The organism is Enterococcus sp. AZ077 (genome assembly GCF_051714965.1).
Taxonomy (GTDB): Bacteria; Bacillota; Bacilli; order Lactobacillales; family Enterococcaceae; genus Enterococcus_B; species Enterococcus_B hirae.
This window is the reverse complement of sequence record NZ_JBIOSX010000001.1, coordinates 110,464-129,565: the sequence shown is the minus strand read 5'-3', so window position 1 is coordinate 129,565 and position 19,102 is coordinate 110,464. Positions and strand designations below refer to the sequence as shown.

At 37.2% G+C, this 19,102-nt stretch carries 14 protein-coding genes; 1 reads left to right on the top strand and 13 read right to left on the bottom strand.

Translation table 11 applies throughout. The annotated features are described in order from the left end of the window. Window positions 1–4: 4 nt before the first annotated feature. From IGL28_RS00620 to IGL28_RS00610, 3 genes are read right to left on the bottom strand one after another with little or no spacing between them, the layout of a single operon-like run. The gene (locus IGL28_RS00620; protein ID WP_034698655.1) at window positions 5–760 is read right to left on the bottom strand and encodes an iron ABC transporter ATP-binding protein; all 756 of its coding nucleotides are present in this window, start codon (window positions 758–760) and stop codon (window positions 5–7) included. Continuing rightward, window positions 757–1,713 carry an iron chelate uptake ABC transporter family permease subunit gene (locus tag IGL28_RS00615; RefSeq protein WP_128427454.1) on the bottom strand — a complete coding sequence of 319 codons (957 nt, stop codon included), beginning with the start codon at window positions 1,711–1,713 and terminating at the stop codon, window positions 757–759. Before IGL28_RS00615 ends, IGL28_RS00620 begins: the two co-directional genes overlap by 4 nt. Further along, window positions 1,706–2,656, bottom strand: a complete 951-nt coding sequence (locus IGL28_RS00610; RefSeq protein WP_010736816.1) for an ABC transporter permease — start codon at window positions 2,654–2,656, stop codon at window positions 1,706–1,708. The genes IGL28_RS00615 and IGL28_RS00610 overlap by 8 nt, the downstream gene beginning before the upstream one ends. 145 nt (window positions 2,657–2,801) lie before the next feature. Here IGL28_RS00610 and IGL28_RS00605 point away from each other — a divergent pair, with 145 nt between their 5' ends. Continuing rightward, window positions 2,802–3,248, top strand: a complete 447-nt coding sequence (locus tag IGL28_RS00605; protein WP_010720405.1) for a YueI family protein — start codon at window positions 2,802–2,804, stop codon at window positions 3,246–3,248. A gap of 219 nt (window positions 3,249–3,467) precedes the next feature. Here the strand turns inward: IGL28_RS00605 and IGL28_RS00600 are convergent, their stop codons facing one another. The 10 genes from IGL28_RS00600 to IGL28_RS00555 all read right to left on the bottom strand — a co-directional run bounded on the left by IGL28_RS00600 (window position 3,468) and on the right by IGL28_RS00555 (window position 19,096). Continuing rightward, complete coding sequence (locus IGL28_RS00600) at window positions 3,468–5,843, bottom strand: BspA family leucine-rich repeat surface protein (RefSeq protein WP_081128354.1); 2,376 nt, start codon at window positions 5,841–5,843, stop codon at window positions 3,468–3,470. 20 nt (window positions 5,844–5,863) lie between these two features. Beyond that, on the bottom strand, window positions 5,864–6,070 hold the full coding sequence (locus IGL28_RS00595; protein WP_081128355.1) for a hypothetical protein: 207 nt from the start codon (window positions 6,068–6,070) through the stop codon (window positions 5,864–5,866). Between the two features lie 152 nt (window positions 6,071–6,222). Further along, window positions 6,223–7,236, bottom strand: coding sequence for a DUF3324 domain-containing protein (locus tag IGL28_RS00590; protein WP_081128404.1), 1,014 nt, complete (start codon window positions 7,234–7,236; stop codon window positions 6,223–6,225). Window positions 7,237–7,345: 109 nt separating this feature from the next. Continuing rightward, complete coding sequence (locus IGL28_RS00585) at window positions 7,346–8,059, bottom strand: hypothetical protein (protein WP_081128357.1); 714 nt, start codon at window positions 8,057–8,059, stop codon at window positions 7,346–7,348. Window positions 8,060–8,368: 309 nt separating this feature from the next. Beyond that, window positions 8,369–10,648, bottom strand: a complete 2,280-nt coding sequence (gene gshAB, locus IGL28_RS00580) for a bifunctional glutamate--cysteine ligase GshA/glutathione synthetase GshB (protein WP_081128358.1) — start codon at window positions 10,646–10,648, stop codon at window positions 8,369–8,371. Window positions 10,649–10,909: 261 nt separating this feature from the next. Continuing rightward, window positions 10,910–11,911 (bottom strand): signal recognition particle-docking protein FtsY, encoded by a 1,002-nt coding sequence (gene ftsY / locus IGL28_RS00575; protein WP_010720411.1) that lies wholly within the window; start codon window positions 11,909–11,911, stop codon window positions 10,910–10,912. 10 nt (window positions 11,912–11,921) lie between these two features. Further along, the gene (locus IGL28_RS00570) at window positions 11,922–12,731 is read right to left on the bottom strand and encodes a Cof-type HAD-IIB family hydrolase (protein WP_063626406.1); all 810 of its coding nucleotides are present in this window, start codon (window positions 12,729–12,731) and stop codon (window positions 11,922–11,924) included. Between the two features lie 8 nt (window positions 12,732–12,739). Continuing rightward, complete coding sequence (smc, locus tag IGL28_RS00565; protein WP_081128360.1) at window positions 12,740–16,318, bottom strand: chromosome segregation protein SMC; 3,579 nt, start codon at window positions 16,316–16,318, stop codon at window positions 12,740–12,742. A 21-nt stretch (window positions 16,319–16,339) separates the two neighbouring features. Then, the gene (gene rnc / locus IGL28_RS00560; RefSeq protein ID WP_010720414.1) at window positions 16,340–17,026 is read right to left on the bottom strand and encodes a ribonuclease III; all 687 of its coding nucleotides are present in this window, start codon (window positions 17,024–17,026) and stop codon (window positions 16,340–16,342) included. A gap of 291 nt (window positions 17,027–17,317) precedes the next feature. Further along, window positions 17,318–19,096, bottom strand: coding sequence for an oligopeptide ABC transporter substrate-binding protein (locus IGL28_RS00555; RefSeq protein WP_010720415.1), 1,779 nt, complete (start codon window positions 19,094–19,096; stop codon window positions 17,318–17,320). Window positions 19,097–19,102: the final 6 nt, after the last annotated feature.

The following is a 19,102-nucleotide window of genomic DNA, read 5'->3' as shown; positions in this document are numbered from 1 at the left end:
TATTTTAAAAATAAAGACAGAATCTGCGTCCTTCAATCTCGCAAACTCGAATGTCCATTTCATATAATTCATCTAAGATGTTCTTTTGGATAATTTCATTGGTGGCTCCTTGAATAAACAGTTCCCCATTTTTCATGGCAATGATCTCATCCGCATAGCTTGCTGCAAAATTGATATCATGAAGCACAATAATGATCGTTTTCCCTAAATCTCGAACTAAGTGTTGTAAAATTTGCATGATCTGAACAGCAAAATTCATATCCAAATTATTTAACGGTTCATCAAGTAAGATATAATCGGTATCTTGGGCTAACACCATCGCTATATAAGCTCGTTGTAATTGCCCACCCGAAAGCGTATGAATCATCTGGTTTTTTAAGGAGGTTAAACCTAAGTGCTGCAAAGCTTCCGCCACGATTTGTTGATCCTTTGTAGTTAGCTTGCCTTTTGTATAAGGAAAGCGCCCAAATTCTACCAGTTCTTCCACTGTGATTTGCATACTGATGCCATTTGATTGGCGTAAAATGGCTAATTTTTGAGCTAATTCTTTTGATCGCCAGGCTTTCACTTCGTTATGATCAAGATAGATTTCCCCAGTATCTTTCGCAATCAAACGACTAATCATGGATAAAACCGTTGATTTACCAGCACCATTGGGACCAATAAAAGCCGTTAATCTTTGGTCATGGATAGAGACATCGACATCTTTGACTACCCGTTTGTCATGGTAACTTTTATTGACCTTTTTTAAATCGATCATCCAATTGTCTTCCTTTCTCGAATCAGTTTGATCATAAAGTACAGTCCTCCTGAAAACTCTACGATGACACTGACAGTGGTATTCCATTTAAAAATTTGTTCAACCAGCAGTTGTCCCCCTACCAAAAACAGTAACGCTACCAAAAAACTACCTAAAAACAACTCTCGATGCCGATAAGTCGCAAATAATCGGTAACTAACATTTGCTACAATAAAACCTAAAAAAGTTAATGGTCCTACTAATGCCGTTGCTGTTCCTGTTAAAAGACTGACACAACACAGGATTAAAAATTGAAATCGCTCTGTATCGATTCCTAAATTGATTGCCTGCTCTTGCCCTAGATGAAAAACATCTAAATAACGACTTTTATAAAACAAAAAGAGCCATGTACCACTAATCAATATAGTTGCTGGTACTAGATAATGACTAGGGATGTTCCCAAAACTAGCAAATAATTTTCCTTGTAATAAATCATATTCGTTTGGGTCCATCACCACTTGTAGAAATGTACTAATGCTGCTGAATAAAGTCCCTAAGATGACACCAGTCATCAAAAGCAAAAACAAGTTCGTTTGCCCTCTCTTCAGTAAAAAGAAAAAGAGTAATTGACTCAGACCTACCATTAACGCAATATTTGTCAAAAAAAAGCCAGTCCCTGTTTGCTGAAGCATGGTCACACCCCCAACGACAAAGAAAAGGACCGTTTGAACTAAGACATAGAGAGAATCTAGTCCTAATACTGAGGGTGTCAGAAACTGATTTTGGGTAATTGTCTGAAAACTGATCGTGGCACTACTGGTGGCTAACGCAACAAGTAAAAAAGCAACGATTTTTTTACTCCGTAAGGCCCAAGCAAATTGCCAATTTCCATAAGTGTTGATCGTTAAATAGCTCATAATCACTAAGAGGACAAGAAGCAACAGTCCAATGAATACGCCCCTTTTTTTAAGCATATTTTTTCCTCCTAACCAACAGATAGAGAAAAATAATTGCCCCGAAGATCCCCACGATCACACTTACTGGGATTTCGTAAGGGTAGATCACCAAGCGAGCAACGATATCACAAAAAAGTAAGAAAACACTTCCCAACAATGCAGTAATACCAATTGTTTTATGTACTTGATCTCCATATAAACGGGCTGTGATATTTGGAATGATTACCCCTAAAAATGGAATACTTCCCACCATGATCAAAACAATCGCACTAGCCAAAGAAACGAGACCGATCCCTAGTAACTGCATTTTTTTATAGTCAATCCCTAAATTGACCGCAAATGACTCCCCCAATCCAACAATCGTAAATCGATAAGCAAAGAAAGAAATAACGATTAATAATGGAACGGTTACATAAAGCAATTCATAATTTCCACGTATAATCGTGGCAAAATTCCCCTGTAACCAAGAAGACATATTTTGGATCAATTGAAATTGATAAGCAAAAAAAGTGGCAATGGAGCCGATGATATTACCTAACATGACACCGATCAATGGTAACATCAGTTGATTCTTTTGAGGTAACGTTTGTGCCAAAAAAAGAAATAAAAGTGTCCCACCAAAAGCAAACAAAAAAGCGGTAAATGAACGTAAAAGCAACGGTGCATTTGGTAAAAAAAGCATCACCACTAAAATACCCAATCTTGCACTATCCATCGTTCCAGCTGTGGTAGGCGAAACAAATTTATTTTGCGTCAAATGTTGCATGATCAAGCCACAAATACTGCTAGTTGCTCCTGCAAGGATCAGGCAAACCGTTCGTGGCAGACGAGTGGCAAGAAACAATTGCGTGCTTTGTCCTTTGAATTGAAGCAAATCAATTACTTGAATCGTTGAGACACCAATAAATAATGAGCTGATAGTCAGTAAACCTAACAACCCTATGAGCCAACCGTAGCGCATCAAACCCCTCCTGTAATTGATAATGATTCTCATTCTTATTCTAAGTGAACAGATGAACAAAAGCAACCGCTTTTTTTCCTTTCAAACTTCAATTGTTTGTATGTTATACTTTTATTAGCTATACAATGAAAAGGAGGATATTTTGATGTCAAAAGATGATGTACAAAGCCACTTAGATAAGGGGATGTATGGTACACCATTAGTTAATCCGGAGGAACAACATAAATATATGGGGACATTCCGTGAACGTTGCTATTTAAGTATGACTGTAGCTGAGATGAAAGATCCTATAAACAAAGAAAACTTTCTCAAAGAAATCGAAAAACAACCCGATGTTACGGTTCTTCTGAATGGCTCGCTACCTTTAACGATCCAGAATCAATATATCCAACTTGCTACCAAACAAAATGTACGCTTTACGATCGTTAATGATTATGTATCTGATGATCCCAATAGCTTTGGTTTATTAGTCGCTGCTAAAGAAGCGGTCAACGAGCCAGTCATTGATGTAGAAAAGAAATATCCCAAACAAGAGTCTCTTTCTCCAAAAGAACAGCCGAAGAAAAAAAGTTTTTGGGAACGACTATTTTAAGCTTATGCTGACTGTCATATTTCCCATAAAAGGCATGATACTCAAAACAATCTCTAAAAAAGAGAAGATACTAAAATTGACAAGCAATTTAAGTATCTTCTCTTTTTTTGGCGTTGAACACTATTTTCAATCTACAACATACCTCATTCAGTAAAAAATCTTTCACCTATATTATCCCATAGCTAATTTCTTTTGATCTTCATAACTATTCAATCAATTTTAAGGGGCATTAACTAAATTCCATTCAACGTGCCCCGTATAATTTCCGGGTTGCGCTACCTTTGCATCAGTGATTTTGAGCGAGACATTTCCTAAATCATAATTATAGACAGAGGTATGAATTGCTTGAGTAGCTTTCATTATAACGGTTGGGCTATCCGTTTTTATTTCTGGTGAAATAGTACCTTGGACTTCACTACCACAATCAACCAAGTCCGTACTAGGATTAAATGGCGCATTTCCATCATTGATATTTTTCTTCACGATACCTTGGTTAGTTAGGACGATCGAGCTTGTTGGAATCTCCTGAGCGCTATCCCAAACAAGTTGCGCTTGTAGTGACCAACTATTATTAGTTTGACTCTCATCACATACACCGACATCAAAAGAAGTTTGTTTAATAAATGGAATATATTGCTCTCCTGATTCTTTTAATGGTGTTTCAAGAAAGCTAAATTTCTTAGGGATATAAGAAAGTCCAAATGAACTTGTTGTTCCCGGTCTCATATTGTCTGAAGGAGATGGCATTTCTGGTAATGGTGACCAGATGGCTTGATAAGTCGTATTGAGTAAGTCTGTCACCTGATTTCCACTGCCCCCTTCTTTTATGTTCCAGCCGATAAAAATGCTATTTGGTTTCTCAGCGACTAGAGTAGCTTTGAATTGATCAAGTGTTGCCATTTGTAGTTTAGGATCGGTAGGAGAAACCGCAACAGATTGGAAATAGTGTTTTGTTATACTATTATCTTCAAACGTCCCCCCGTTGGCATCAAAAGTAGGACCAGCGATTATCCGATTATTTGAAAGATAATTATAATTCAATAGTTTATTATCTTTGGCAATAACTAATAGTGGGGTCTTGTTGTCTGTAGTAAAGATATTAGTAGTATCAGTGACATTCGTCAGATCAAATTGTCTTAAATCTAATAAGTTTAACTCATTCATGCCAAGAAACATGCTATTCATAAACTTTGCTTTCTCTGTTTGAAAAGAGCTCAAATCTAATTTTTTTAAACTAGATAAATAGGCAAACATATAACTCATATTCATCACTTGACGAACATCCCAATTTGCTAATTCTAATTCTTGTAAATTTCGATCTGCATTGAACATATAATTCATATCTGTAATATGGGAAGTATCCCAACCACTCAGATTCGCTTTAGTTAAAAGAGGATCATTAGCAAACATCGCTCCTGTATTTGTCACTGTACTAACATTCAATCCAGTCAAATCTACTTCCTTTAAGTTCGACCAAAACTGAAAAGCATACCTTAAATCTGTCGTTTGAATTGGTACTTTATTCCCAGAAGCAATTTTAAAACTGGTAATCGATTTATAATTAGGGAAAACAGCATGATTGATATTGTTCAAAATAGTCGGTTTCCCATTGATTACTGTAGGTACAACGATTTCTTGGCTCTTACCAATGTATTTCGTTAAAAGATAACGATCCTTTTGTGGCGTCAACTGATATTGCCATTCTGATACAGTACCGGTTGCTGCTGTAACAGAGGAAGTTACTTGATCTACAGGGGATGTCGCTACATAACTCCCCTCAATAGAATGTTCATTTTGTTCTTGCAATTGATTCTGTAATGAAACAGGCCAATGACTTAAATCTAAATTTTTTAATGCGTGACAATTAGTGACGAATCCTTTGACACTTTTAATCATGGTTGTCTTCCAATTGTTGATTCCCTCAATTTTTGTTAACTGTGGACAAGCATTAAACATATCACTCAAATCTTCTGGCATTTCATTTTCTAAGATTTTCACTTGTGTTAAATCCGGACAATTCATAAACATACCTGATAGATTAGTCGCATCAAGTTTGTGGATCTTTACAGACTGTAATTGAGTACAGTTTTTAAACATCTCACTTGTATTAACCACCTGACTAAAATCAGTCAGCCCAAAATCAACATTTTTGAGTGTTTGGTTTCCAGAAAATACTTGTGTCAGATTGACACTATTCCCATGATCACTAGCAATGCAAGGGGTGAAAGGGAGATCAGCAGACACCGTCAAAGAACGTACTTCATTTTTGTTGATATCTCTCAAAAATTGTGGAGATAAGATTAGTTTTTTTATATTTGGTTGAATAGCATCTAAAAATGAAGAATTAATCACGATGTCTGGGAATTGGGTATTGTCTGACAATCCTGACAGTGTTAGTTCTGAATTATTCAATCGATAGTTGATGTGTTGATAGACTCCCTCATGACTTCCTGCTGTTGGCGATTCTACTACTTGCTTCAAGTCGTTGTTTTCAACGGTAGTCGCTGTTTGGCTATCCGCAAAGCCTGATTGTCCATAATAAACCATATTTCCTAACAAAATCATCATGATCGAAACATATTTTATTTTTCTCAAATCAGTCAGCTCCTCTTCACTTATAATTGTTTCGCCACAACGAAAAAGTATCCAACGCCTAATAAGATTAAACTAATTGAAATCACAAGAATTAGTGTATTAAGATAAAGAATCGTTTTATTTTCTTCTCCTATAATCACTCTTTTATAATTTATTAAAAACAGGTAAATAGCTGCGCCCATGAAGAGAATACCCGTTGAAATAATAAAAATCGGTATCGTATACATAATTGTCCACTCCTTCCAATCAAATAAATATAAGACTTATACTTATTTGATTCCTCCTTTGAAAGTATGTTATTTCTGTTCATAAAGTAAATCATTCATACTCCTATTTTTTCTAAAAATGGATATAAACGAAAAAAGAGAATGAGTACTCATTATTTTTTCTTATATCTTATAGCCAGATAGATGATGCCAGCTGCATTGACTAAAAAGAGAATGATCCAACTAATTTGGAGCCACTGAGGAACAACAACATGATAAATCGACCGTTCATTGATATCCTGAGCTGTTGTAGGATTAATCGTAAATTCTTTGCTAAACAACCATTCCTTGCCACCTGCCTTAACTGAACCAGTAAAAACATATGTCCCTGCTTTTAGTTCATCCTTTTTCCAATCAAATTGAAAAGGATAGACTGAATAAGGTGCAATATTTACATTTGTTTTTTGTTGCTCTTTGATGACTTTATCTGTATTTTTTTCAAGAATTTTACCTGCAACAGTTGCTTGATCAAATATATAAGGGTTAGGATTTAAAATATCTGCTTGAATGATTTTTCTTCCATTTGATAAAATCGGAGCGACTTTTTCTAAAGTAACAGAAATAGGTTGATTCATTTTGGTTTTTGCATTGTTGGTTAAAACTACTCCTAATGTGTAGTTATACGTATTTTCGATTGATACTTCTTTTTTCTGGTCTTTTGGTGTTTTTTCAGCTTTCTCAGAAACCACGATTCCTCCGACGACCACACCGAGAAATTTTTCTTTGGGTAATGTAACCGTAAGAGAGGTCTTTACTTCACTCTTTGCTGGTACTTTGACTTCTGACTGTGTCGCTTTGACGATCGAAGTCAATGGTAATTTCAAATCTTTGTTGTCTTTTATCGTACCTGTATAATCTAACAAACCATTCACATTGGTATTTGCGTTTGTAACTTTAATCGTTAATCGTTTCTCCTGATTTGAACTATTGATCAATTTAACACCCAATTGATCTTGTGTGCCTGGTTGCTCACATAGATAAAAATAGCCTAAACTAGTATCAATTTGATGTACATTTGGGATACGTTCGATCGTATAGCCTCCCATTATTTCTTCTGCTTGAACATCCAACGTACCAATAAACATAAACATAAGAAATAAGATGATTGATTGCACTTTTTTTAACAATACCGTTCTTCCTTCCTTTTTTTGATTATCAGCAGCTCTTTGATCAAAAGCTTGGTCTGCCAATAATCAAAAAAAGGAAAAGAGTAAGTCCTTTCCCTTTTTAAGGTAATTATGGAGCAACCGATAGATTCCATTCGACATGTCCTGTATGTGTCCCTGCTGGCATTGTTTTTGTATTTGCTATTTTAAGAGACACATGTCCTAATCCATAATCATAGGTGTCATTATGCACAATACCCTGTGCTCCTGACATCAACAAAACCTGAGCATCTGATGTAATCTCAGCATTAGACACAGCAGTAACTGAACCAGCTGGAGCGTCCACTAACTGACCATTTCCAGTATTGACCTTCGCATCGGTTCCGGTATGGGCGGTTTGGATCGACATTCCTTTTTCTCCATTATCCCAAACAACTTGTGCTTTTAAAGACCATCCCATAGTTTCCCGAGTTTTGTCTTTGACCCCGACATCAAAGGTGCCAGAATTTTGCGGCATGGTCACAGGGATCGTTTGAGAGCCAGTTTCCAATAATTTTGTTGACGGGATTGTAAAAGTACCTGGTTCATAAGCAATCCCAAAGGCAACCGTAGGATTATTTGATTTATTCCCTGGATCAGATGAGCTGGCAGGATCTTTCGTATTACTTGGTGGCGTTGGATTACTCCCACCATTCGTTGGTAATTCAAGTGGCGCACTGATCGGTGTTTCAGCTGTTGCTGGACTCGGAGTCGTAGTTGTGCTTGCTGCGTATACCCTTGGATTATTAATTAATAAAAAAGAAGCCAACAAGCCAGTGCTGATTAAAAAAGTACTTTTTTTCATTTATTTCACTCACTTTCTTTTTCAAACATCGGGTATTTTTATACTGTCCTGATTGAACAAAAAAAGCTTATCATTAAACTAGATTCAGTTTTTGTTCGTTTTTTTTGATTTCATACTTGTTTTCAAAAAAATCTAAGAGACTGAGCAGTAAAAGTAGTAAACAGGGCGATCATTTGTACATGACTTTTAAAAATAAATCGTGTACTTAGCAACCCGATGCATAAAAAAACCATAAAATCCGAAAATAACACCCTTATTTTCTGGATTCTATGGTTTATTTTTTAGCTAGTGAGTTTTGCCATAATGTGATTAATTTTGAGTCAGGATATTAAGTTCAGGATACAATAAATTCAACACGTCTAAAGTCAATCTTCTCCCTTTACCTGCAAATGGGTACACGTGCATATGCATCGCTGGATTAAAGTTAGCTTCGATAATCCCATAAGCAGTAGCGCTGTTTTCCGGTGCTACCTCTTTGTCCGGAATAATCAAATCGATTCCACTAATTTTTGCGCCTAAAGCTTCAACTGCAGAAACAGCTATCTGCTTATAACTTTCAGAAAATTCGTCTGTGACATCAATCGAATCGCCACCTGTACTAATATTAGAATTTTCTCGTAGATAAACAACCTGATCTTTCTGGGGAACAGAAGAAACGGTAAGCCCTTGTTCTTTTAACATCAGTTGCTCTAATTCTCCTAATTGAATTAGTTCTAAAGGTGCTCGATGATTTGTGCCTCTTAAAGGATCAAGATTCTTTTCAGCGACCAATTCAGCAACTGTACGTTGTCCATCTCCGACGACATTCGCAGGTTTACGAAGCATGATTGCTTTGACTTTGCCATCAATCACAAAGAAGCGATATTCCGTGCCTGGCATAAATTCTTCTACTAAAATCGAACGATCTTCGCTAAAGGCAATCGCAAGTCCGGCTTGATAGTCCGCTAAATCAGCACCATCTTTAAAAATCGTGATGCCTAGTCCATAGTTCGTTGATTTAGGTTTAATGACAAATGCTTTGTTTGCGAATCTTGGATAGGCTTTGACTGCTTCCTCCATTGTCGTAAACTCGGCTCCGTTTGGCACACGATAGCCGGCTTCTCTCAAGACTTTTTTAGTGACCGTTTTATTTTCCATGATCAAGGGAACGATATAGCTATCTTTACTTGTCATATTTGCATTTTTCACGTACTCAATATGATCGTGATGCTGTAACCGCAAAAATTGATCAGATTCGTCAATCACTTTCACTTCAATACCTTTTTGGATCGCATCAAATAACAAGATTTGCGTAGACAACTCCATCTCTCTAAATCCTGCGAGTTGATACGGACGTTCATGCGCTTTTTGATAGTAAGAAAGACCCAAAGAGGTAGCAAACTGATGTTGACTACTTTCTTTTGCTGCTTGATAGATTGTTCCTGCTAGTGTTTCACTTGGACGTTCCAGTTCTTCTAACATTTTTTCAATCAATGGTAGTGCCTCTAGTTGCTCAAGTTCGAGCGCCATTTTCTTCATATCAGTTAAAAGATAACGGCCTTCCTCGATAAACTCGGTTTGATTTAGAGGATGTTCAAGAGAGACGATTTCATTTTTTCTAGTTCCTTCTTCTACCCATTGATCAGCTGCTTCTTTTTCTTCCGTCCATAACATATAAGTTAAAAATAACTGTAAGAAACGAACTTGTTCTTGATCAATTCCTAAACGTGCATTGGGATTTAAATCGATATTTCTTAATTCGATATAACGCACACCCGTTTTAGCTAAATCTGCTACCCGTTTACCACCACGAAAACGAAGTGGCGTATAAAATTCTTTTTCTTCTGATAGTTTTCCTTCTTCAACCATCTTTTCAATGTCGAACAAATATTGCTCCATTGAAGCATACGAAACTTTGACATTTGGATGATTCGTATAACCATACGAACTATTCCGAATACTTCGAACTGGCTCATTAGGAGCTGGTTTATCAATGAAATAGTTTGCTTCACTTAATGGTGATGCCCCATAAAAATAGGTAATCAACCACCGATAGCGCAGAAAATTGCGCGCAGTTTTCAAATATAGCTCTGTTTTAAAAGCAGCAAACTCCGAAAACTCTGTTTGTTGCACAAACAACGATCGAAGCAAATCATCTCCAAATTCAAAATTAAAATGGATACCACTAACCATTTGCTTTCTTTTCCCATATTCTTTAGCTAAATAGCGGCGATATAACACATCTTCAAAATTTGCTAATTTTGCAATCATGATGTCTTCATCTTTTGCTGGCAATGCTGGTGGCATACTTAAAGGCCAGATCATTTCATTTTCAGGAATTGAGCGAGCAGCAACATCATAAATGGCTGACATATATTGGAAAAGCTCATGGATCGAATCGGTGACTGGTGTAATTAATTCAATTTGTGTTTCACTAAAGTCTGTCTGTATATATGGATGAAACGTACGATCGCCAAAAACACTTGGATGATCAGTACGTGTTAGATCTCCTGTAAGGTTCACTCGCTGTCCTTCTCGTTCCACACCAAAACGTGCTTGATCGATAAATGGACGTGAACTAGGATGTTTTAGTAATTGTTTAAAATTCATGTTGATTATCCTCCAGTTCGTATGCCTCTAATTATAGTAAAAAATAGCCAGAAAAAGAATGAAATTGTTTCAAAATATAAAAAAAGCCTATCCAATTTTATGTACGCTTACTTCGTCGGTTGGGTTGGTTCACTCCCATACCTTACTAATACCATCATTATATGTAGAATTACCGTTACCTTTCTATAAGAAAAAGCATCTAGCTAAAAAGATTCAATTTTTTAGCTAAATGCTCTTCTTGCTGATAAAAAGAATAACTGCTTACTCTTCTTTCAACAATCCTTTAAATAAACCAATAACAAAATCATTAGGTTCAAATGGTTCAAGATCATCGATTCCTTCGCCAAGCCCTACCAATTTCACTGGTAAGTGAAGTTCATTACGGATGGCTAACACGATCCCACCTTTGGCTGTACCATCTAGTTTGGTTAAAACGAGCCCAGTGACATCAGTTGTTTCTTTAAATTGTTTTGCTTGTACCATTGCATTTTGACCAGTAGTCGCATCTAGTACAAGTAATGTTTCGTGAGGTGCATCTGGTAATTCTCGTTGAATGACACGTTTGATTTTTTCCAACTCATTCATCAAGTTGACTTTGTTTTGTAAACGTCCAGCTGTATCTACTAACAACACATCTGCCTGTTCACTTTTTGCACGTTCCATCGCATCATACACAACTGCTGCTGGGTCGCCACCAGCATTTCCCCGAACCACTTCGACACCAGCACGTTCGCCCCAAACCACTAATTGGTCAATCGCACCTGCTCGGAAAGTATCGGCTGCTGCCAGCAGCACTTTTTTTCCTTCATTTTTGTATTGGTGGGCTAGTTTTCCGATACTGGTTGTTTTTCCAACACCGTTTACCCCGACAAACAAAATAACTGTTAATCCTTCTTCTTGTAGATTTAATTCATTAACTTCATTGATTCCTTCTTGTTCATATAAATCCACTAATTTTTCAATGATTGCATTTTGGATCTCAGCTGGTTTCTTTGCGTTTCTCAGTTTTACTTCTTGACGCAACGCTTCAGAAATCTGAATAGCCGTATCAAACCCAACATCCGCACCAATCAGTGTTTCTTCTAATTCTTCAAAAAAGTCTTCGTCTACTGTCCGAAAATTAGCAAACAATTCATTCATTCGTTCGCCAAATGTTTTTCTGGTTTTTTCTAACCCTTTATCATATTTCTCTTGTACTTCGACTTCTTCTGGTTCTTGTTGTTCACCAGTAAAAGCACGCTTGATTTTATCAAAAAAGCCCATACGATCCCCCCTAATCTAAAACAAATTTTTCGATAACTTTGGCTACACCATGTTCTAAGTTACTTGATGTAACATAATTCGCTGCTTCTTTAACAAATGGGACGGCATTTGCCATGGCAACACCCATTCCAGCGTATTCAATCATCGGCAAATCGTTTTCTTCATCCCCAATTGCCATGATCTCAGCTGGTTCTAAACCTAAATCTTTTGCTAGTAAAGAAATACCATAAGCTTTTGTCACACCTTTTGGCATAAATTCTAAAAGCATACTGCGGGTCTTGATGATTTCATAACGTTCATGAAATTCGGCTGGTATTTCTTTGATCTTAGGATCTAATTCCGCTTGCGGATAGGCAATAACTGCTTTATTCAACACAAACTCGTCTGTCAGATCTGCTAAATTTGCCGGTTGAAACTGCAATAATTTATTTAATGTGTTGTATAAAGATTTCTTCCCTGGTGCAGTCGGTAATTGTAAAACCACATGATCTGATAATACATCTAAGGGCAATGCCAATTTTTGCGCAAGATCATATAAACGATGGATATCAGCAACTTCCATCACTTTTTTCTCAATGATTTCTCCTGTATCATTTTTTTGAACAAGACCACCATTGAAGGTGATGCTATAATCCCCTTCGTCCACTAATCCTAACTCTTGCAAATAATGAGCCATTGCTGCTAAGGGACGACCAGTACATAAAACGATCTTAACACCTTTTTCTTTTGCTTTCGCTAAAGCTTGCTTATTCTCATCTGAAATTTGTTTTTCTTCATTCAATAATGTACCGTCTAAGTCGATCGCAATTAATTTAATCATTTATTTCCTTACACCTTCGTTTCCATTTTTCCTTCTTCATTGATATCTTCCATACGGACAGACACAATTTTTGAAACACCTGATTCTTGCATGGTTACTCCATATAAAACATCGGCAGCTACCATGGTACCTTTTCGGTGTGTGACCACGATGAATTGAGTGTCATCTTGGAAATCACTTAAATAACGTCCGAATCTTTTCACATTTGCTTCATCTAACGCAGCTTCTACTTCGTCTAAAATACAAAATGGAACAGGACAAACTCGGATGATTGAAAACAGCAAGGCGATAGCAGTTAATGCTCTTTCTCCGCCAGAAAGCAAGCTCAGACTTTGTAATTTCTTGCCCGGTGGTTGCACTTCGATTTCGATCCCTGTTTTTAATAGATCCGATGGGTCAGTCAATACCAATTCTGCGCGACCGCCACCAAACATATTAGGAAAGACTACTTTAAACTCTTGCCTGATTGCTTCAAAGACTTCTTTAAAGCGAGCCCGTACTTCAGCATCCATTTCTTCCATTGTTTCAAACAATTGGTTCTTTGCAGATAACAAATCATCACGTTGTGTGGCTAAAAACGTATGTCGTTCATTCACTTGCTCAAATTGCTCAATCGAACGGATATTCACTGGTCCAAGGTCTGCTATCTGCTCTTTTAAGACTGCTACTTTCGTGCGACTACTTACAATATCGGAAGTTGGCTGGTAATCAGTGACAGCTTTTTCAAAGCTGATTTGGTATTCCGTTTGCAAATAGCTCAGCTGATGATCCAACAACATTTCTGCACGGTCTTTTTGCACTTCCAGTTTCGATTGTTCTGTTAGCTGTTGCTTTTGTTGTTGGTTTTTTTCAGCAAGTACTGTTTCAAGCTGATCGATTTCTTTTTGCGTACGTTCTCGTTGTTCCTTCACTGCCACTAGTTCTGCTTGCAGTTCTTCACGCTGTTGCGCAAGTTCCGTGATTTGGCTCGCTAAACTTTCTTCAGTGATTTCATGATCAGAAAAATCTGCAGTCAATGTTGCTAATTGTTGCTCTAAACTTGTCTGACGTTCAAGTGCTTCATTTTTTTGAACACGTGCTCCACGTAATTGGATCTGTAAATGATTGAATTGCTCTTTCAAGACAGCTAAATCTGCTTGTTCCTGTGCTTTTCGTGCTTGGACTTGTGATCGTTTTTTTTCCATTTGATCACTTTCTTGGTTCAGTGATTTGATCTCTTCATCGATTTGTTGTCGTTGTTGTTCGATTTCCTTTTGTCTTGCCGTTAACTCTGCTTGTTGTTTTTGATATGTTTCGATGAATTGTTGCAATTCTCTCGTTTCAAAGTTTGAGAGTTGCTTTTCTTTTTCAAAGCGTGCTAAGTCATTCGTGATATTTTGCAGTTGATTCGTTATTTCCTGCTCTTCAAACCGTAATTGTTCATTTTGCGTACGCAACTTTTCTTGTTTTTGGCTCAAGTCAGCGACTTTGGTTTGTAGTTCTTGAACAATTTTTTCTTGATTTTGCAACTGCTGATCTGCTTGTTCATATTCTGCTGTCAGCTGTTTCAATTCTTGATTTTGAGAGAAGAGACTGCCTTGATTCCCCCGTTTATTTGCTCCACCCGTCATGGAACCACCAGCATTCATCACGTCTCCTTCCAGAGACACTACTCGGTATTGGTATCGTATGGTCTGAGCAATAGCATTGGCACTAGTTAAATCCTTCGCTAATAAGATCGTTCCCAATAAATTGTGGACCACGGTTTGAACTTCTGCAGGGAATGTCACCTGTTCACTTGCAATACCTAAAAACCCATCTACCGCTGCTGCTTGCGAAAGAACGTGCGCAGGTAACTGTCTAGGTTTAATCGTTGTTAACGGTAAAAAGGTCGCTCTACCCCCTCTTTGCTTTTTCAAATAAGTGATTGCTTGACGTGCATCGTGTTCGTTTTCAACAATGACGTGTTGCGCTGCTCCACCTAGAGCTGTTTCGATTGCAAGGGTAAAAGAGCTAGGTACATCAATCAACTCAGCGACTGCACCTACGATACCAGATAATTGTTGTTTATGTTGTAAAACTAACCGAACGCCCTGGTAAAAACCAAAATAGTTTTCTTGGATTTCTTGTAAACTTTTTTGGCGTGCCTTTAATTGTTGGACTTGGTTCATCAATTGGTACATTTTAGGTTGTTCATTGGTTAATTTAGTTTGTACTGTTTTCCCTTTTGTTTGAACTTCTTCCAACTCATGTTGGTTCTTAACTAAAGCTTGTTGAAGATTTGCTTGTTTTTCAGATAGTTCCTGTTTTTGAGAGGATAACGCCAAGACAGAGGCTTCTACTTCTGATTGCTTCGCTAATGTTTGTTTACTTTTGGACGTTTCTTGTAAATATTGACGTTCAAGATATTTCAATTCATTTCCGACATTCGCTTGTTCTTGCATCAAATCAACATATTGATCTCGTAATTCAGATAATAATTCCTTCGTTGATTTTTGATATTTTTCCAATTCTTGTTGTGTCTTCATCAACTGTTGTTGTGCTTCTTGGATTTCTGTTTCTTTTTCAGTTGTTTCTTTTGTCAATTTTTCCTGAAGTTCCTCAAAATGCGCTACTTTCTTTTGCGCCTCGGCCAAAGAAGCCTGATATTCTTGCGTACTCTTTTGTGTATGCTTTGTCCGCTCTATTAAGACATCTTTTTGCCCTTCTGCTTGTTTTAATCTTTCAGACAATGCCAACAGACTTTGTTGACCTTTTTCAATTTGACGGTCTTTTTTGGCGTTTTGCTTTCTTTTTTCTGATAGCACGGCTTCTTGCGATTGGATATGTGTCGCTAATTTTGTCAGCTCTTGATTGAATTGTGTCAGCTGAGTTTGTTTTTCTTCCCACTCTTTTTTCGCTACGTTGATCTCTGTAATCATCAACGCTATATCCGTTTGGGTTAATTCTTCTTTTAACTGCAAAAATTTCTTAGCGATTTCACTTTGCTCAGCTAGAGGTGTTAATTGCTCTTGCAACTCGTAAATAATGTCTTGCACTCGACTAAGATTATCTTCTGTTTCAAATAACTTTTGTTCCGCTTTTTTCTTGCGTTGTTTATATTTTAATACACCTGCTGCTTCTTCAAATATTCCCCGACGGTCTTCTGGCTTACTACTAAAAATTGCTTCTACTTTCCCTTGTGAAATGATCGAAAACGATTCTTTTCCTAAACCTGAATCTAAGAACAGTTCTTGGATGTCTTTCAATCGACAAGGTTGTTTATTGATAAAAAAATCACTTTCGCCTGTTCGTCGATAGCGACGAGTCACGCTGATTTCTTGATAATCCAATGGTAAATAATGATCGGTATTATCCAAAAGTACTGTAACTTCTGCCACATTCAAAGGCTTACGAGAGTCTGAACCAGCGAAAATAATATCGGGCATTTTCCCACCTCGAAGGCTCTTAGCAGATTGCTCGCCTAAAACCCAGCGGATTGCTTCAGTGATATTACTTTTGCCACTCCCATTTGGTCCAACGACGGCTGTCACACTATTTTCAAAATCAATCACTGTTTTATCTGCAAAGGATTTAAATCCAGCTATTTCAATTCGTTTTAAATACACGAAGCGTTCCCTCACTTACTTTTACAGTGCTGCCAGTGCATTTTCTGCAGCAGCTTGTTCTGCTAGTTTTTTCGATTTTCCTTGCCCAGTCCCAATCAACTTGTCATCTACATAGACTTCGATCCAAAAAATCCGTTCATGTGCCGGACCTTCCTCTTTTATTAATCGGTATTCAATAAATACATCACCTGATTTTTGCAACACTTCTTGCAACTTCGTTTTATGATCCATCTCATGTGAAAAAGCACCTGCTTTGACTTTTGGAAAGACAACTGTTTGAAGAAAGGCATGGGCTGCTTCAAACCCTTGATCAAGGTACAAAGCACCTAGAAAGGCTTCAAATAAGTCACAAAGAAGAGCTGGTCTGGTTCTTCCCCCAGAATTTTCTTCTCCTTTACCTAACATGATATATTTATCAAATCCACATTCTTTGGCAAACTTGGATAAACTATCTTCACGAACGATCGCCGCACGTGTCTTTGTTAGTTTACCTTCTGGGATATCTGGATATAAACGATATAAATATTCTGAAACCATTAATTCTAATACGGCATCTCCTAAAAATTCTAATCGTTCGTTATCTGATAGTTGAAGGTTGCGATGCTCATTCACATAGGATGAATGGGTAAAAGCTTGTTCAAGTAGATTGAGATCGTGAAAAACGATAGTATACTTTTCTTTTAATTCATTTGTCAGCTGATTGTCCATTTTTCACATTCCTTTATGGATATTTTTTCAATACTTCCTTATTATACTGGTTTTTGTCTAAATTTGAAATGGTTCCGACAAAAGGTAAGTAAAGGTTTAATAAACCTCAAGGATCCAATGATTTTTTCGATTAAAGAATTTATTAGCTGATCATTTGATTGATTTGATAAATAGTATTCAAAAGTTGCCAGCTATACGAAAAGACCTCCCAAACCGTTTCCGTGTTTGGGAGGTCTTTCTCATTGCCAGATTCATTCATTACTTTCGCTAAACGGCATGTATGTCCTTATTTTAAGAACGTGATTCTGCTGTTACCGTTACTTTCGCCCATGGATTTGGTGCATCATATGACCAATCCCAATCTTTAGTACGATCGCTCACTGGTAGTACTTCATTACGGAACAATGTTGGAATTGCGAAAGCTTCTTCAAATGCATATGCTTGCCATTTTTTATATGCTTCTTTTTGGTAATCTGCATCAAATGCTTCACTTGAATTGATATCATTGATCAATTTCGTATTTTCTTCTGATTCAAAACGAGTGTAGTTGAATGCTGCATTTGGTCCCCATAGTCCGTTTGGATTTGGATCAGTTCCTGTACTCCAAGCTGCTTGATATACATCAATTTCAGGATCGTCATTTTCTAATTTATCGTAGAATGAGTTAAATTCGATTAAACGTCCAGTCGTGTATTTCACATCTAAGCCGATTTTTTTCCATTGTTGCACATAGTAATCAGATAATGGTTGCGCTGTTTCGCCACCTGACATTGAAGCAAAGTTGATCGTTAATTTATTTCCGTCTTTATCTTCACGTAACCCATCACCATCTACATCTTTATAGCCAGCATCATCCAATAATTTGTTTGCTTTATCGATATCTTGCGTAAATCCTTTTAGATCGTCATCGTGGAATGATTCAAATACAGGAGGAATCAATGAAGTAGCATTGCTTCTTAACCCTGCATAGAAACGTTCCCCTACTGCATCGTTATCTAATGCATAACCCATTGCTTGTCGCAATGATTTATCTGCCATTTTAGAATTTGGATCGTATTCGACACTGCTCTTTTCAGCATTCCATTTACCTAATTTGAAGCCTAAGTAAGTGTATGATGTTTGTTCACGTCCTAAGTTTGTGTAACCTGAGACATCTTTATATGTGTCATACGTATCTGTAGGCATTTGGAAAATCATGTCATAAAGTTTTGAGTTCAAAGCTTCTGTTGCACTAGCAATCGGCAATGATTTCATCGTGATTTTTTTCAATTGTGGTTTGCCATTCCAGTAATATTCATTTGGTAGATACTCTACTGATTCTCCTGCAACGATATTACTCATGTAATATGGACCAAAAGTCACTGGATTTTTACGTACTTGATCACTTGATTCCATGTCTTTGATTGCTACACCTTCAAGTGTGTGTTTTGGAGCTGCATATGCCCAAATCCCACCACCTGATTGAAGCATACTTGGTTCCACTTTTTTATATTCGATTTCAACTGTCTTATTGTCCACTTTTTTGATACCTGAGATTGTCGGAGCGCTACCGCTATGGTATTCTTCCATCCCAACGATGTTTCGGAAGTTATCATCATAACGGATACCTGTATAATCCTTGTTACCGATAATTTCATAAGGGAAAATCACGTCATCTGCGGTTACATCTTTACCATCTGACCATTTTACATTGTCTTTTACTTTGATCGTTGCTTTTTTCGTCTCTTGGTCTAAATCTAAACTCGCTGCACCATCATTTGTGATCTTGAAGTCCGCATCATTTGTAAATAGTGCTTCATGAGAAGGTGCCATAAATGCTGCATCGTAAGAATCTTGATAAAATTCCCATTGGAACAATCCTTTGAATTGACTATCGGTTGCTACTGCAGCCTCCAATTCGCCATCTTTTATTGCATCTTTATCATTTTTCGTTGAGATTGGAAATGTTAATTCCTTCTTCTCACCGTTATTTGCTGAACTCCCAGAAGAGTTAGAACCTCCGCCGCTTCCACAAGCAGCTAATGCCATTACTGAAAAAAGTGTAACAACGCCTAAAATTGATTTCTTCATTCCTTA

Excerpts from the sequence above, each read along its gene's own strand:
- IGL28_RS00620 (WP_034698655.1), bottom strand. The coding sequence starts at position 760 with ATGATCGATTTAAAAAAGGTCAATAAAAGTTACCATGACAAACGGGTA.
- IGL28_RS00615 (WP_128427454.1), bottom strand. The coding sequence starts at position 1,713 with ATGCTTAAAAAAAGGGGCGTATTCATTGGACTGTTGCTTCTTGTCCTC.
- IGL28_RS00610 (WP_010736816.1), bottom strand. The coding sequence starts at position 2,656 with ATGCGCTACGGTTGGCTCATAGGGTTGTTAGGTTTACTGACTATCAGC.
- IGL28_RS00605 (WP_010720405.1), top strand. The coding sequence starts at position 2,802 with ATGTCAAAAGATGATGTACAAAGCCACTTAGATAAGGGGATGTATGGT.
- IGL28_RS00595 (WP_081128355.1), bottom strand. The coding sequence starts at position 6,070 with ATGTATACGATACCGATTTTTATTATTTCAACGGGTATTCTCTTCATG.
- IGL28_RS00585 (WP_081128357.1), bottom strand. The coding sequence starts at position 8,059 with ATGAAAAAAAGTACTTTTTTAATCAGCACTGGCTTGTTGGCTTCTTTT.
- gshAB (WP_081128358.1), bottom strand. The coding sequence starts at position 10,648 with ATGAATTTTAAACAATTACTAAAACATCCTAGTTCACGTCCATTTATC.
- ftsY (WP_010720411.1), bottom strand. The coding sequence starts at position 11,911 with ATGGGCTTTTTTGATAAAATCAAGCGTGCTTTTACTGGTGAACAACAA.
- IGL28_RS00570 (WP_063626406.1), bottom strand. The coding sequence starts at position 12,731 with ATGATTAAATTAATTGCGATCGACTTAGACGGTACATTATTGAATGAA.
- rnc (WP_010720414.1), bottom strand. The coding sequence starts at position 17,026 with ATGGACAATCAGCTGACAAATGAATTAAAAGAAAAGTATACTATCGTT.
- IGL28_RS00555 (WP_010720415.1), bottom strand. The coding sequence starts at position 19,096 with ATGAAGAAATCAATTTTAGGCGTTGTTACACTTTTTTCAGTAATGGCA.